This is a genomic window from Streptomyces sp. NPDC060205, assembly GCF_042728395.1.
Lineage (GTDB): Bacteria > Actinomycetota > Actinomycetes > Streptomycetales > Streptomycetaceae > Streptomyces.
Genome location: NZ_JBHWZP010000257.1, coordinates 1 through 13742, shown reverse-complemented (window position 1 = coordinate 13742; position 13742 = coordinate 1). Strand labels below are relative to the sequence as shown.

The window sequence follows — 13742 nt, the reverse complement described above, 5'->3', positions numbered from 1 at the left end:
GTCCGGCGTTTGAGGACCGGGGGTTCGGGGGCAGCGCCCCCGAGTCAGTGACGGGAAGGGTAGGGGCGGCGGGGGCGAGGAAAACCTCAGCCGTCACCGAAGCGGCGTTCCCGATGGACCCGCCACCGATCCATCATCGCCGCCACCTCCCCGTCCACGAACTCGAAGAACGCGAGCGTCTCAGCCAACCGCCGCCCCGCGGGCGTCCCCCCGCCAAGACTCTCCACCCCTTCCCGCAGAGCCCGCTCCCACCCCTTGATGACCGCCTCACGATTGGTGAGCGCCTCGTACCACTGGTCGCTGTGCACCCGGTACCGCTCGCGCCGCGACCCGGGCTCCCGTTCGCGCGCGACCATGTGCTGCTGCGCGAGATAGCGCACCGCCCCGGACACCGCCGCCGGACTGATCCGCAGCTGTTCGCCCAGTTCGACCGAGGTCAGCGTGCCGGAGTCGGAGGCGAGCAGCGCGGCGAACACCCGGGCGGGCATGCGCTGCATCCCGGCCTCGACGAGCTGCGCGGCGAAGCTCTCGACGAACTTGGAGACCGCCTCGGCGTCACGCGCCACCCCACTCGGTTCCGCCATCCCGCGATCCACCCTCTCCCGTACACCTGGCCCGGATTCGAGTCTATCCGTCGTTCATACGCTTCCTTAACTTCACAAGTTTATGAAATCAGCGTACGTTCTGAAGCATGACGAAGGCAATCACCGTCTCCGGACTGCACAAGTCGTTCGGCGGCACGCACGCTCTGGACGGTCTCGACCTCGATGTCGAGACCGGTGAGGTGCACGGCTTCCTCGGCCCCAACGGCGCGGGCAAGTCCACCACCATCCGTGTCCTGCTGGGCCTGCTGCGCGCTGACTCGGGCACCGCGCGCCTGCTGGGCCAGGACCCGTGGTCCGATGCGGTGGAACTGCACCGCCGGATCGCGTACGTCCCCGGCGACGTGACCCTCTGGCGGAACCTGTCGGGCGGCGAGGTCATCGACCTGTACGGGCGGCTGCGCGGCGGCCTCGACCCGGCACGCCGCGCCGACCTGGTCCAGCGCTTCGAACTGGACCCGACGAAGAAGGGCCGCACCTACTCCAAGGGCAACCGGCAGAAGGTCGCCCTCGTCGCCGCCTTCGCCTCCGACGTGGACCTGCTGATCCTGGACGAACCCACCTCGGGCCTGGACCCGTTGATGGAGGAGGTCTTCCAGCGGTGCGTGGAGGAGGAGCGCGACCGGGGCCGCACCATCCTGCTGTCCTCGCACATCCTCAGCGAGGTCGAGGAGCTGTGCGACCGCGTCAGCATCATCCGCAAGGGCGTCACGGTCGAGACCGGTTCGCTCGCCGATCTGCGGCACCTGACCCGTACCAGCGTCACCGCCGAACTCGCCGGGCCCCCCGGGGGACTGGCCGCCCTGCCCGGCGTCCACCATCTCGACGTCCGGGGCGCCCGGGTCACGCTCCAGGTGGACAGCGACAAGCTGAACGCCGTGCTGCGCTCCCTCACCGAGTCCGGCGTACGGTCCCTGACCTCCACACCGCCCACCCTCGAAGAGCTCTTCCTGCGCCACTACCAGGAGGACGTACAGGAGCAGGAGCAAAAGCAGGCGCAGACGGGGACGGGGACGGGTACGGGCACCGGGACGAAGGCGGTGTCCCGATGACCGCCGTGACCTCGGCCGCCGGGCCCGCCGCCGCACGGGGCAGGGGTTCGCGCCAACTGGCGGGCACCTGGCCCCTGCTGCGGCTCGCACTGCGCCGGGACCGGGTGGTGATCCCGCTCTGGGTCGGCGTCGTCGCCCTGATGGTGGTCTCCATGCCGGACTCCCTGAAGAGCGTGTACTCCACGGCCGCCGAACGCACCGACCTCGCCCGTCAGATGCTCACCAACAGCTCCCTGCGCGCCCTGTACGGACCCGTGTTCGGCGACTCGCTCGGCGCTCTCGCGGCATGGCGCATCGGCGCGTACGCGGGAGTGTTCGCCGGGATCATGAGCCTGGTCGTCGTCGTACGGCACACCCGGGACGAGGAGGAGAGCGGCCGTCAGGAGATGGTCTCGGCGGGCATGGTGGGCCGCCGCGCCCCGCTCACCGCCGCACTCCTCGCCGCCCTCACCGCGAACGCGGCCCTCGCCCTGCTCATCACCGCCGGCCTCGCCGGGCAGGGCTCGTCCGGCGCCCTGGCGCTGGGGCTCGGCGCGGCCGGGGCCGGCATGGTCTTCGCGACCGCGGCGGCGGTCGTCGCCCAGCTCACGGAGAGCGCACGGCTCGCGAAGGGGCTGACGGGAGGCCTGCTGGGCGCGGCGTTCGCCCTGCGGGCGGCCGGTGACTCCTCGGTGAGCGACGGCTCGTCCGTACTGACCTGGCTGTCCCCCGTCGGCTGGCTGGAGAACCTGCGGGCCTTCGCCGACGAACGCTGGTGGGTCCTGCTCCTGTTCGCCGCCGCCATCGCGCTCCAGGGCGCCATCGCCTACGAACTGGCCGGGCGCCGCGACGTCGGCATGAGCTTCCTGCCGACCCCGCCGGGACCCGCCACCGGGCGCCTCGGCACGGCGGGCGCGCTGGCCTGGCGGCTGCAACGCGGCAGCGTACTCGGCTGGAGTCTCGGATTCCTCGCCGCCGGGGCCGCCTTCGGCGGGGTGACGAAGGGGGCGACGGATCTGGTCGGCGACAACGAACGGACCCGCGAGATCATCGAGCGCATGGGCGGCCAGTCCGGCATCACCGACGCGTTCCTCGCCACGATGGTCGGCATGCTCGGCATGGTCGCCGCGCTGTACGTCGTCCAGTCCGTGCTGCGGCTGCACGGCGAGGAGACCTCCCAGCGCGCCGAACCGGTCCTCGCGGGCGCGATGGGCCGCCTGCGCTGGGCCGCCGGCCACCTGCTGATCGCCTTCGGCGGGGCCGTGCTCATCATGCTCCTGGGCGGCCTCGGCCTGACCGCAGGCTACGGCCAGTCGCCGGGCCCCATCCTGGGCGCCTGCCTGGTCCAGCTCCCCGCGATCTGGACCATCGGCGCCCTCGCGGTCCTCCTGTACGGGGTGTCTCCGCAGGTCGCTCCGGCCGCGTGGGCGGTGGCCGGCACCGCGCTGCTCCTGGGCTGGATCGGCCCGGCCCTGGACCTCCCCGCCGCGGTACTGAACCTCTCGCCCTTCGGCCACCTGCCGAAACTCCCCGGCGGCGAGATGACCTGGCCACCGGTACTGACACTCACGGCGATCACCGCGACCCTGCTCACGACGGGCCTGACAGCCTTCAGCCGCCGCGACCTGACAACGGGCTAAGGCGCCGCAGGCGCCCGCAAGGGGCGCGGGGAACGGCGCAATCTTTTGTCTTTTGGGGGCGCGGGGAACGGCGCAGTCTTTTGCCCTTCAGGGGCGCGGGGAACTGCGCGACCGGCCCCCACCGGCCCGCAGACGAAGCGAACCCCGTCAGACCTCGACCAGTAGCCCGTCCAACCCCCGGATGACGAAGTTCGGCTTACGCGAAGGCTCGGCCGCGAGCCGAAGCGAGGGAGCCTGTTCCAACAACGCCCCCATGGACGCCGCGAGCTCGATCCGGGCGAGCGGCGCCCCGATGCAGTAGTGGATCCCCGCACTGAAGGAGATGTGCGGATTCTCCACCCGGGACAGATCGAGCGCCTCCGGCTCGGCGAACACCGCCGGATCGTGGTTGGCGGAGCCGAAGAGCAACGCCACCTCACTCCCCCGCGGAATCACCGTCCCGTCGACCTCGATCTCGTCCAGCACCCACCGCTCGAACAGCTGCAGCGGCGTGTCGTACCGCATCAGCTCCTCCACCGCCGTACCCACCAGCCCCCGGTCCGCGCGCAGCGCCGCCAGCTGCTCCGGGTGCCGGAACAGCGCCCACCAGCCGTTCACCGTGGCGTTCACCGTCGCCTCGTGGCCCGCGTTCAGCAGCAGGACGCACGTCGAGATCATCTCCTGCTCACTGAGCCGGTCCCCCTCGTCGTACGCCGCGATCAGTCCCGAGATCAGGTCGTCCCCGGGCTCCTTGCGCCGTACCGCGATCAGCTCCCGCAGGAACTCGGTGAACTCGACCGACGCCCGTACCGCCTTCTGGGCCGTCTCCTTCGACGGACTCAGCTCGTACATCCCGCAGATGTCCGCCGACCAGGGCCGCAGCTGCGCCCGCTCGGACTCCGGGATACCCAGCATCTCCGCGATCACCGCCACGGGGAGGGGCTCCGCGACGACCGTCAGCAGGTCTCCGCCGCCCGCCGCGACCAGCTCGCCCACCAGGTCGGACGCCAGCCGGTCCACGTACGGCCGCAGCCGCTCGACCGTGCGCGGCGTGAACGCCTTCGACACCAGCCGCCTGATCCTGGTGTGGTCCGGCGGTTCCAGGTCGAGCATGCCGTGGTCGTTGAGCACGTGGAACGGCTCGTGCTCGGGCGGGGGCGGGGTCCGTCCGAAGTCCTCGTGGGTGAAGCGGTGCTGGTAGGTGCGGCCCAGCCTGCGGTCCCTCAGCAGCGTCGACACGTCCGCGTGGTGGGGTACCAGCCACTGGTTGGTGGGCTCGTAGTAGTGGACCCTGCCGAGGGCGCGGAGGTCCGCGTACGCGGGGTACGGGTTCGCCAGGAAGGTCTGGTCCCAGGGGTCGAAGGACTTCGGGGGGTTGATGGCTGCCATGTCCGGACGCTAGCCGGTGGTGTCCCTGTCTGGACAGGGCCTGCCCCCTTGAACTGGGGGTTCGCCCCCCGGGCGACGTTTTCGGCTGCGGGCCGGTGGGGGCTTGTCGCGCAGTTCCCCGCGCCCCTGAAGGGGCTGCGCCCCTGAAGGGGCTGCGCCCCCTGCAGGGGTCAGCCCGGGGTCACCAGGCGGGCCTCGTAGGCGAAGACCGCTGCCTGCGTTCGGTCTCTGAGGCCCAGTTTCACCAGGATGCGGCTCACGTGGGTCTTGATGGTGGATTCGGCCACGACCAGGCGGCCGGCTATCTCCGCGTTGGACAGGCCCTGGGCGATGAGGACCAGTACCTCGGTCTCGCGGTCGGTCAGGTCGCCGTACGCCGCGTGCGTGGTGGCCGAGTAGCGGGGTTCCTCGGCCAGTTTCGAGAACTCCGTGATCAGCCGTTTCGTCACCGAGGGCGCCAGCAGTGCCTCGCCGTCCGCCACCACCCGCACCCCGTCCGCGAGCTGCCGCGCCGAGGCGTCCTTCAGGAGGAAGCCCGACGCCCCGGCACGCAGCGCCTGGTACACGTACTCGTCGAGGTCGAACGTCGTCAGCACGAGCACCTTCGCCGCGCCGTCCGCCGCCACGATCTCGCGCGTCGCCTCGATGCCGTTCATCTCGGGCATCCGGATGTCCATCAGGACGACGTCCGGCGCGAGTTCCCTGACCCGCTCGACCGCCTCCCGGCCGTTGACCGCCTCACCCACGACCTCGATGTCCGGCATCGCGCCGAGCAGCACCGAGAACCCTTCGCGGACCATCACCTGGTCGTCGGCGATCAGTACCCGAATGGTCATGCCGTGTCCTCCGTCGACGCCGCCGACGAGACCGGCAGGAAGACCGCGACCTCGTAGCCCCCGTCGTCCGTCGCCTCCGCCGTCATCTCCCCGTCCAGCATCGACACCCTCTCCCGCATGCCCGTGATGCCGTGCCCGGCGCCCGGTGACGGCTTCACCAGCCCGGTCGCCGGACCGTTCACTATCCGCAGCCCGAGCCCGCCGAGCACATGGCTTATCTCCACCTTCGCGGAGGCGCCCGGCGCGTGCCGCAGGCTGTTGCTCAGCGCCTCCTGGACGATGCGGTAGGCGGACAGCTCCACGCCCTGCGGAAGCTCCCGCACCGCGCCGGTGACCGTGCTGTCCACCCTCAGGCCGGCGTCGCGCACGTTCTCCAGGAGGCGGTCCAGGTCCGCGAGCCTCGGCTGCGGGGCGTCCGGGGCCTCGTAGTCCTCGGCCCGTACGACGCCCAGGACCCGGCGCAGCTCGGAGAGCGCTATGACCGCGTTCTCCCTGATCACCTTGAAGGCGTTCTCCAGCTCCGGCGGGGGGTTCTCCACGCGGTAGGGCGCGGCCTCCGCCTGGATGGCGACCACCGACATGTGGTGGGCGACCACGTCGTGCAGCTCGCGGGCGATCGTCGTGCGCTCTTCGAGGAGGGTGCGCTTGGAACGCTCGTGCGCGGTCACCGTCTGCTGGGCGGTCACCTTCTGCACGGCCTCGCGGCGCACGTGCCACACCGTGACGACCAGCAGGGCCAGCGCACTCACGAACAGGAACGGCATCGTGTTCGTGAGGGTGTGGCCGTCGGGGAAGAAGCCCTCCATGACGAGGCCGTAGGCCGCGGTCAGCGTCCACATCCAGGCCGCCGTGCGAGGCCTGGTCCGCATCGCCACGACCGTGAGAACGACCAGCTGGGTCACGAAGGCGCCGGGCGCCCAGGGCCAGTCGCTGTCCCACCAGTTCCCGTACTGGGCCGCGACCAGCGCCACCACCAGGGACGACCAGAAGGCGACGACCGGCCTGAGCAGGGTCAGCAGGACCGCGCCCATCCCCATGAGGCCGGTCAGGAACTGCGCGAGATCACCGCCGCCGTTGGCCGCGAGGGAGATGAGCAGCGTGAGCAGGCCGGCCAGCACCACCAGGGCGTGCGGGAACAGGGTGACCTTGTCTCTGAGAGCCGGTGGCAGGCTCCGGGTGACGGGGCCGTCCGTCCGCATCCTCGGAAGCGGGCGGAAGGCGAAGGCGTCATGGAACAGGTCCTGCCGCAGCCCCCGCGACACGTCCATCGCGAGCTGGAACTCGGGACTGCGCGGCCGTCGGCCGCCTGGCTGTGTCATCTGCGTCTGGGTCGTCTCGGTCATGTACAAAACGTAGGCCGAGGCGGGGGCCGTGGTCGTCACCAGTGAGACGGGTTCCGCGGCGTCCCTCTCAGGTACTACGGGTATCCCGATCGGCTCAGTAGCCAGTGGGACGCACCAGCCCGCACTCGTACGCGAACACCGCGGCCTGCGTACGGTCCCGTAGCTCCAGCTTCACCAGGATGCGGCCCACATGGGTCTTCACGGTCTGCTCGGCGACGAAGAGCCGCTCGGCGATCTCCGCGTTCGACAGGCCCTGCGCGATGAGGGCGAGGACCTCCGTCTCGCGCTCGGTCAGCTCGCCGACGCGCTGCTTGAGCGGTGCCCGGGGCGCGGAGCCCAGCCGGGAGAACTCGGCGATGAGACGACGGGTGATCCCCGGCGCGAGCAGCGCGTCACCGGCGGCCACGATCCTGATCGCCTCCGCCAGCTGATCGGCCGACGCGTCCTTGAGCAGGAACCCGGAGGCGCCCGCACGCAGCGCGTCGTACACGTACTCGTCAAGGTCGAAGGTGGTCAGCACCAGGACTCTGATCTGCGGAGTCTCGCCGGTGATGCGACGGGTGGCCTCGATGCCGCCCAGCTCGGGCATGCGGATGTCCATCAGAACGACGTCCGGGGTGAGTTCGGCGACCTTCGCGATGGCGTCCAGGCCGTCGACCGCCTGACCGACCACCTCGATGTCGGGCCGGGTGTTGAGCAGCACCGTGAAGCCCTGCCGGACCATCTGCTGATCGTCGGCGATGAGTACGCGGATGGTGCCGCTCGTCATGAGGTGTCTCCAGTGGGGTTCTTGGGACCTGGGGGTCTGCCGGTACGAGTGCCGCTGCCGCTGCCGTGAGGGAGTCCTACGGAAGCGTCGGTGCCGGTGCGGGGGAGGAACGCCGCCACCGTGAAACCGCCGCAGGAGGTCTCCATGGCCATGAGCGTGCCACCGAGCATCACGGCCCGCTCCCGCATCCCCAGCAGACCGTGTCCCGCACCCGGCGAGGGCGGGGCGGGCCTCCTCGGCGCGGAGTTGACGACCCGGATCTGCAGACCGCGCGGAAAGTGCGTGAGCTCCACCCGCACCACGGAACCCGGCGCGTGCCGCAACGCGTTGCTCAGCGCCTCCTGGACGATCCGGTACGCGGACAGCTCCACGCCGGGCGCCAGCGGAAGCACCTCGCCGTCGATCTCCGTGGTCACCGTCAGCCCGGCGGCGCGGGTGTTCTCGACCAGGGCTTCCAGGCGGTCGAGAGTGGGCTGCGGGGCGTGGGGGGCGGCGCCGGTGCCGGGTGCGCCGAGCCCGTACGGGTCGCCGGGATTCTCCGAACGCAGCACTCCGAGGACCCTGCGCAGTTCGGTGAGCGCCTCCAGGGCGTTCTGCCGGATGCCGTCGAGGTTCTCCTTCAGTTCGTCCGGGGGGTTCTCCACCAGGTGCGGGGCGACCTGGGCCTGGATGGAGATGACCGACATGTGGTGGGCGACCACGTCGTGCAGCTCGCGGGCTATACGGCTGCGCTCCTCCAGAAGCGTGCGCCGGGAGCGCTCCTCGGCCGTCAGGGACTCCTGCTCCACGAGCTGGGTGCGGGCCTCCCGGCTACCGCGCAGGGCGGTGCCGAGGAGGACGGCGACCACGAAGACGGTGACCGCGGTGACACCCGTCGCGGTGTACGACCCACCTCCGACGACCCCCTCGACGAAGAACGTCATCAGCCCTGTCAGGGCCAGCGCCCCTATCGCCGCGTAGGTGGACATCCGCAGTGAGAGGAAGAACAGGACGAGCACGTGCGCGGTGATCGCGGGCACGCTCCAGGGCCAGTTGGGGCCCGGCGGCGCGGTGCCCACCAGGTGCGCCCGCGCCATCACCGCGGCCACGACGGTCCCGGCGAGCGACAGCCACCAGGCCGGGACGGGGCGCCACAGGGCGAGTACGAGCGCCGCGCCCTGCGCGAATCCGGCCAGCACTCCCAGCTCCACGCCCAGTCGATAGCCGTTGCTCATGGCATCGGTGCCGGTGAGCGCGACGCCGAGGGCGATGACGGAGACGACCACGTGCGGCAGCCAACGGAGCTTGCGGGGGCGGGACAGCGGCAGCAGCGGGGCGGGGGCGCCGTCCCAGAGGCCAGTGCGGACGGCACCGAGGAAGCTGCCCAGGAAGCCCCGGACGAGCGTCCGTGCGCGGGCAGCGCGGGGCGAGCGGGCAGCGGCCCCGGTGCCTTCGGCGTACTCGCCGTCTTCGGCGTACGCGTAGTGCTTCCAGTGAGCGGGCTCGCGTGGGGTGGGGCGGGTGTCCGGGGGCGGTGCGGAAGGGGTGCCGTTCTCTGCCTGGGCATCGTCCACGCGGTCAACTCTAGGCACGGCGGGCCTCCTTCCCTCCCGCTGCGCGGCGGTGAGTACGGACGACACGTGACGGCCGGCGGGCGGGCCCGGCACGTCGGTGACCCTGTTCGCAGGAGTGGAAGGCGGCTCGGCAGACCGCGAGCGCCAGGGCGAAGACCGGGAGCCAGGCCAGCCGGAACGCCACCCAGGTGACGTCGTCGGGCCGGGTGTGCAGGCCGGGGAGACGGCCCATGAGGAGGCCGGTCGCGGTGACCGACATCAAAGCCGTCTGGTGCCACAGGAAGACCGTCATCGCGGAGAGGTTGACGAACGCCACGCCCGCCCAGAGCACGGGCCGCCGCATCGCGCGCCGCAGCGGCTCCCGCAGGAGCAGGGCGAGACCGCACTGGGCCGTGCCGAAGACGACGACGGCCAGGGTCGGCGGATCGAGGTTGGAGGTCGTGGCGCCGGGGACGCCGACCATCGACGCCGGGTAACCGCCCCACGCGACCAGCGCCGCGGTCGTCGCCGCGCCCAGCGTGAGCAGCACCCAGCCCGAGCGCCGGGTCAGTTCGCCCCGGGTCCAGGCCGCGCCCAGGGTGAACGGCACCAGCCAGCCCGCCGCCACGTTCACCCAGCCCAGCCAGGGCGGACCGCCGAAGCCGAACCGGACGAGATCCACGTGGAGGACGACGGCCAGCGGCCACAACGGGTTGACCCGGGTCACCAACGGGGTCAGCGCCGTCAGCCCGGCGAGGACCAGCAGGAACCACAGCGGTGACAGGGCCAGCTTCAGCAGGGCGTGGACGGTGCCCGTGTCCGCGCCCGTCAGGAGCAGTCCGACCACGGCCACCGTCCACAGCCCGAGCACAGCGGCCACCGGTTTGAACAGGCGCGTGAGGCGCGTACCCAGCCACCGTCCGTACGTCGTGCCGCGCGCCCGTGCCGATGCGTAGCTCCTGGTCGCCAGGTGGCCGCCCACCAGGAAGAACACGGCCAGCGTCTGGAAGACCCACGAGACGGGGGCGAGCCATGGCATGGGTGCGAGGGGGCTCGACGTGTGGAGGGTGCCGCCGTCGGCCACCAGGGCGGTGACGAGCCAGTGGCCCAGCACGACGCCGAGTATCGCGAAGGCGCGCAGGGCGTCGATGCCTCGGTCCCGGTGTGCGGGGGTCGCCGCGTCGATCCGTTCGGCGGCCTCGGCGAGGGCACCCTTACGCACGGGTCACCTCCGATGTCCGGCCGAGCACGATCCGGGCGAGGTTGTCCAAGGACTCCGAGCCCGGCCTGAAGTAGTCGCTGTGGCCGCCGTCGCCCGCCGCGAACACCCGGGCCCCGAACGCCGGGGACACCGGGTCCGTGCCGTACCCGACCGTCGTGCCGAAGAGGTCGGCCAGGCCGTGCGGGACGTCCGCGATCCAGTCGTCCGCGCCGCGGCCGGCCCAGACCCGGGCCGTCGTACGGAGGTCTGCGGCGGACTCCACGCCGGTGCCCGGGCTGCCGAAGAACACGAGGTCGGAGATGTCCGGACCGCTCGCCGCGCGGGCGCCCACGGCCGTCCCGTACGAGTGGCAGAGCAGGGAGATGCGGGCTCGGCCGTTCAGCTCCTTCACCTCGGATATGAACGAGCGCAGTTCGGGGGCCGCCTTCGCCGCCCGGCCCGTGGTGAGGATTTCGGGGCTGATCGTGCCGGGTGTCTCGTAGCCGAGCCAGGCGACGACCGCGGCGCGTGCGCCGAGCTGTCGGTGCAGGGTCCGGGCACCTTCCCGGAAGCGCTCGTAGGTGTCCAGTGTCGTGTCGGAGCCCGGTACCAGGACCGCCACGCGGTCGGTCTTCGCCAGGTCGCCGAAGACCTCTACGGCGCGGCCGGGGCCTCGGGCGTCGAAGGCGAGGTAGTGACGTTCCGGGTCCGCCATGGCGTGGACGGCGGACGCGCGGTCGCGGTCGCCGTGGGCGGCGGCCATGCGGGACGCCTCGGCGGCGTTCGCCCGGTTCGCCGCGTACGCCCTGTCCAGGGTGGCCGAAGTGACCGTGCCGATGTGGGCCGGGGCCGGCGCGGGTATGTCCGGGTGCGCGGTCGCGGCGGAGATCGGGGCGACCACGGCGGCTGTGATCAGTGTGGCGAGGAGGCCTCGGCGCAGGCGTAGGCGTAGGCGTAGCTGTAGATGTAGGCGGGGGCGTCGGGGTGGGCGGCGTGGTCGGTCCGACGGCTGTGGTTCGTGCGTTCCTGCCCACCATGCCATGGCTCGTCCCCGTCCCCGTCTCTGTTCCCGTTCAGTGGGTTGGCCCATCGGGCCCCGCTGATTGGGAAGTTACGGATTCAGGCGCGTAGTCGGCGTCCCGCTGGGGGGCTCATCCGGGGCGTGGCTCTCAGGTATTACGGGTATCACCGGGAGCGAATGCGGGGTGTTCGCCTGGCGGCGGGCGGAGGGTCGTGACTTCGTCTGCGGCGCTGTGGGGGCCGGGTGCGCAGTTCCCCGCGCCCCTTGGGTTGGCCCAGGCTCGGGCAGCTCTCGGAGAGGCCCCCTCCTGCTTGGACAGACCGGCGCGCATTCCGTCTGCGGCGCCGTGGGGGCCGGGTGCGCAGTTCCCCGCGCCCCTTGGGTTGGCCCAGGCTCGGGCAGCTCTCGGAGAGGCTCCCCTCCCCGCCTGGACAGACCGGCGCGAATCCGGCTGCGGCGCCGTGCGGGCCGGGCGCGCAGTTCCCCGCGCCCCTTGGGTTGGCCCAGGCGGGCGGCTTTTGGAGACGTGCTGCGTCTGATGTGGACGGCTTACCAGGCCAGTTGGGCGATCTCCTCCGCCACCACCGCGCACGCGTCCGCCGCCGGGTCGATCAGGGGGAAGTGGCCCACCTCCTCCAGGAGTGTCAGGCCCACCACCTCGCCGGCCTTTGCCGCCGCTTCCGCGTACGCCTCGGCGACCGCCTGCGGGACGACGGTGTCCGTGCGGCCCTGGACCAGCGTCGTGGCGATTCCCGTCGGGAGGAGCAGGGCTGGGTCGGCGTACGGCTGCCGTTCCTCGAACGTGGTGTCCCCGCCGAGGAGTTGGAGCGTGGCTCCGGAGCAGACGTCCAGCTTCTCCGCGACCGTGAAGTCGGCGATCGGGGCCAGGGCGACGACACCGCGCAGCGGGGCCGGCCTCTCCAGGTACCAGGGCGCGTCGGTCGGCAGCAGGTGGCGGGCGGCCGCCCAGAGGGCCAGCTGACCGCCGGCCGAGTGACCGGTGACCACCGTGCGGCGCGCATCGGCCCCCGGCAGGGCCTGGCGTACGAGAGCCGGCATCGCGTCCAGCGCCGCCGCGACGTCGTCGAAGGTGTCCGGCCACCGCCCCGCCACCGGTCCCGTACCGCCCTGCGCCGGGATCGTGCCGCCGCGCCGGTACTCGACGTTGGCCACGGCGAAGCCCCGCCGGGCCAGGAAGTCCGCGAACGGGGTGATGTGCCGCCGGTCGTACGGGGCCCGCCAGGCGCCGCCGTGCAGGACGACGACGAGCGGGGCCGACTCCTCGCCGCCGCGCGGTGCGTAGAAGTCGACGACCTGGTCGGGGTGGTCGCCGTACGCGGCGGTGGCGTCGGGGCCGACGGGCGGATGGGAGAAGGCCGACTCCTCCTCCGCGGCGTCGCGGGCGTCGTCCGGCATGCTCCAAGCCTCTCAGCGGTGCGGTGTTCGTGCTCCGGCCCGTCGGCTGCCGCAGCGTGCGGTCAACGTGCGGCGGGGCGCGGGTCGTTGGCGGGACGGTATCAGGCCGGTGACGTGCGCCAACACACCGCCGTAACCCTCGGCCAGAGGTAAACGGTGCTGGTGTTCCGTTACGCTGCCCGAAGTGCCGACCCTTGGCGACACGTGCCGTCCCATGCCGCCCCATGCCGCCCACCACCGCGCCTGATCCCGAAGGAGCCCCCTCATGACCGCCGCGCCCGACGAAGCCGAGAGCGAGCCAGGGCCCGGACCTGAGCCCGAGCCCGGGACCGTCCGGCCCGGAGGGCGTACCGCCCGGGTCCGTACGGCCGTGCTGCGCGTCGCCGGGGACGTACTGGCCGAGCAGGGGTTCGCCCATCTCGATCTGGCGGACGTGGCCCGGCGCGCGGGGGTCGGCAAGACGACCGTGTACCGGCGCTGGGGCTCGGTCACCGGACTCGTCGCCGACCTGCTCGGAGACATGGCCGAGCAGTCCCTCCCCCGTACCGAGACGGGTTCCGTGCTCGGGGATCTGCGGGCCAACGCCGCGCTGGTGTGCCGGACGCTCGCCGACCCCCGGCAGGGGGCGCTGTTCCGCGCGGTGATCGCCGCGGCGGCGTGCGACGCGCGTACGGCGCAGGCGTTGCGGCGGTTCTACGAGGTGCGGGTCGCCGAGTGGGCGCCTTGTGTCGAACAGGCGGTTGCGCGGGGGGAGTTGCCGGTGGGGACCGATGCGGGGGAGGTGGTGCGGGCTGTTTCTGCGCCGCTGTATTACTCGTTGCTGACGTCGGGGGTGGTGCCGGACGCTGCCGCGGGGGAGCGGGCCGCGGCGGCGGCGGTTGTCGCTGCGCGGGGCGGGGTGTTCGTGGGGTAGGGGTTTTCCTCGCCCCCGCCGCCCCTACCCGTCCCGTCACTGTGTCCTCAAACGCCGGACGGGCTGAGAG

Annotated in this window: 12 protein-coding genes; 3 read left to right on the top strand and 9 right to left on the bottom strand. The window is 72.1% G+C overall.

The annotated features are described in order from the left end of the window. Positions 1-86 precede the first annotated feature (86 nt). Positions 87-584: a GbsR/MarR family transcriptional regulator gene (locus ACFWGJ_RS32895; RefSeq protein WP_387331959.1), complete on the bottom strand. Its 498-nt coding sequence runs from the start codon at positions 582-584 to the stop codon at positions 87-89. A gap of 107 nt (positions 585-691) precedes the next feature. Between ACFWGJ_RS32895 and ACFWGJ_RS32890 the strand changes: the two genes are divergently transcribed. Next, the gene (locus ACFWGJ_RS32890; RefSeq protein WP_387331957.1) at positions 692-1654 is read left to right on the top strand and encodes an ATP-binding cassette domain-containing protein; all 963 of its coding nucleotides are present in this window, start codon (positions 692-694) and stop codon (positions 1652-1654) included. Further along, positions 1651-3273 (top strand): ABC transporter permease, encoded by a 1623-nt coding sequence (locus tag ACFWGJ_RS32885; RefSeq protein WP_381832734.1) that lies wholly within the window; start codon positions 1651-1653, stop codon positions 3271-3273. The genes ACFWGJ_RS32890 and ACFWGJ_RS32885 overlap by 4 nt, the downstream gene beginning before the upstream one ends. A gap of 147 nt (positions 3274-3420) precedes the next feature. Here ACFWGJ_RS32885 and ACFWGJ_RS32880 read toward each other — a convergent pair whose 3' ends face one another. The 8 genes from ACFWGJ_RS32880 to ACFWGJ_RS32845 all read right to left on the bottom strand — a co-directional run bounded on the left by ACFWGJ_RS32880 (position 3421) and on the right by ACFWGJ_RS32845 (position 12759). Then, on the bottom strand, positions 3421-4641 hold the full coding sequence (locus ACFWGJ_RS32880) for a cytochrome P450 (RefSeq protein WP_387331955.1): 1221 nt from the start codon (positions 4639-4641) through the stop codon (positions 3421-3423). A 170-nt stretch (positions 4642-4811) separates the two neighbouring features. After that, positions 4812-5477, bottom strand: a complete 666-nt coding sequence (locus ACFWGJ_RS32875) for a response regulator (protein WP_387331953.1) — start codon at positions 5475-5477, stop codon at positions 4812-4814. Then, positions 5474-6820, bottom strand: a complete 1347-nt coding sequence (locus ACFWGJ_RS32870; RefSeq protein ID WP_387331951.1) for a sensor histidine kinase — start codon at positions 6818-6820, stop codon at positions 5474-5476. Before ACFWGJ_RS32870 ends, ACFWGJ_RS32875 begins: the two co-directional genes overlap by 4 nt. Before the next feature lie 94 nt (positions 6821-6914). Further along, positions 6915-7589 (bottom strand): response regulator, encoded by a 675-nt coding sequence (locus ACFWGJ_RS32865; RefSeq protein ID WP_387331949.1) that lies wholly within the window; start codon positions 7587-7589, stop codon positions 6915-6917. Beyond that, positions 7586-8956, bottom strand: coding sequence for a sensor histidine kinase (locus tag ACFWGJ_RS32860; RefSeq protein WP_387331961.1), 1371 nt, complete (start codon positions 8954-8956; stop codon positions 7586-7588). The genes ACFWGJ_RS32865 and ACFWGJ_RS32860 overlap by 4 nt, the downstream gene beginning before the upstream one ends. A 196-nt stretch (positions 8957-9152) precedes the next feature. Next, entirely contained in the window at positions 9153-10343 is a 1191-nt protein-coding gene (locus ACFWGJ_RS32855) for an acyltransferase (protein WP_387331947.1), read from the bottom strand. Then, positions 10336-11364 (bottom strand): alpha/beta hydrolase, encoded by a 1029-nt coding sequence (locus tag ACFWGJ_RS32850; protein WP_387331945.1) that lies wholly within the window; start codon positions 11362-11364, stop codon positions 10336-10338. The genes ACFWGJ_RS32855 and ACFWGJ_RS32850 overlap by 8 nt, the downstream gene beginning before the upstream one ends. 528 nt (positions 11365-11892) lie before the next feature. Beyond that, positions 11893-12759, bottom strand: coding sequence for an alpha/beta hydrolase (locus ACFWGJ_RS32845; RefSeq protein ID WP_387331943.1), 867 nt, complete (start codon positions 12757-12759; stop codon positions 11893-11895). 265 nt (positions 12760-13024) lie between these two features. Here ACFWGJ_RS32845 and ACFWGJ_RS32840 point away from each other — a divergent pair, with 265 nt between their 5' ends. Further along, complete coding sequence (locus ACFWGJ_RS32840; RefSeq protein WP_381833751.1) at positions 13025-13672, top strand: TetR/AcrR family transcriptional regulator; 648 nt, start codon at positions 13025-13027, stop codon at positions 13670-13672. Positions 13673-13742: the final 70 nt, after the last annotated feature.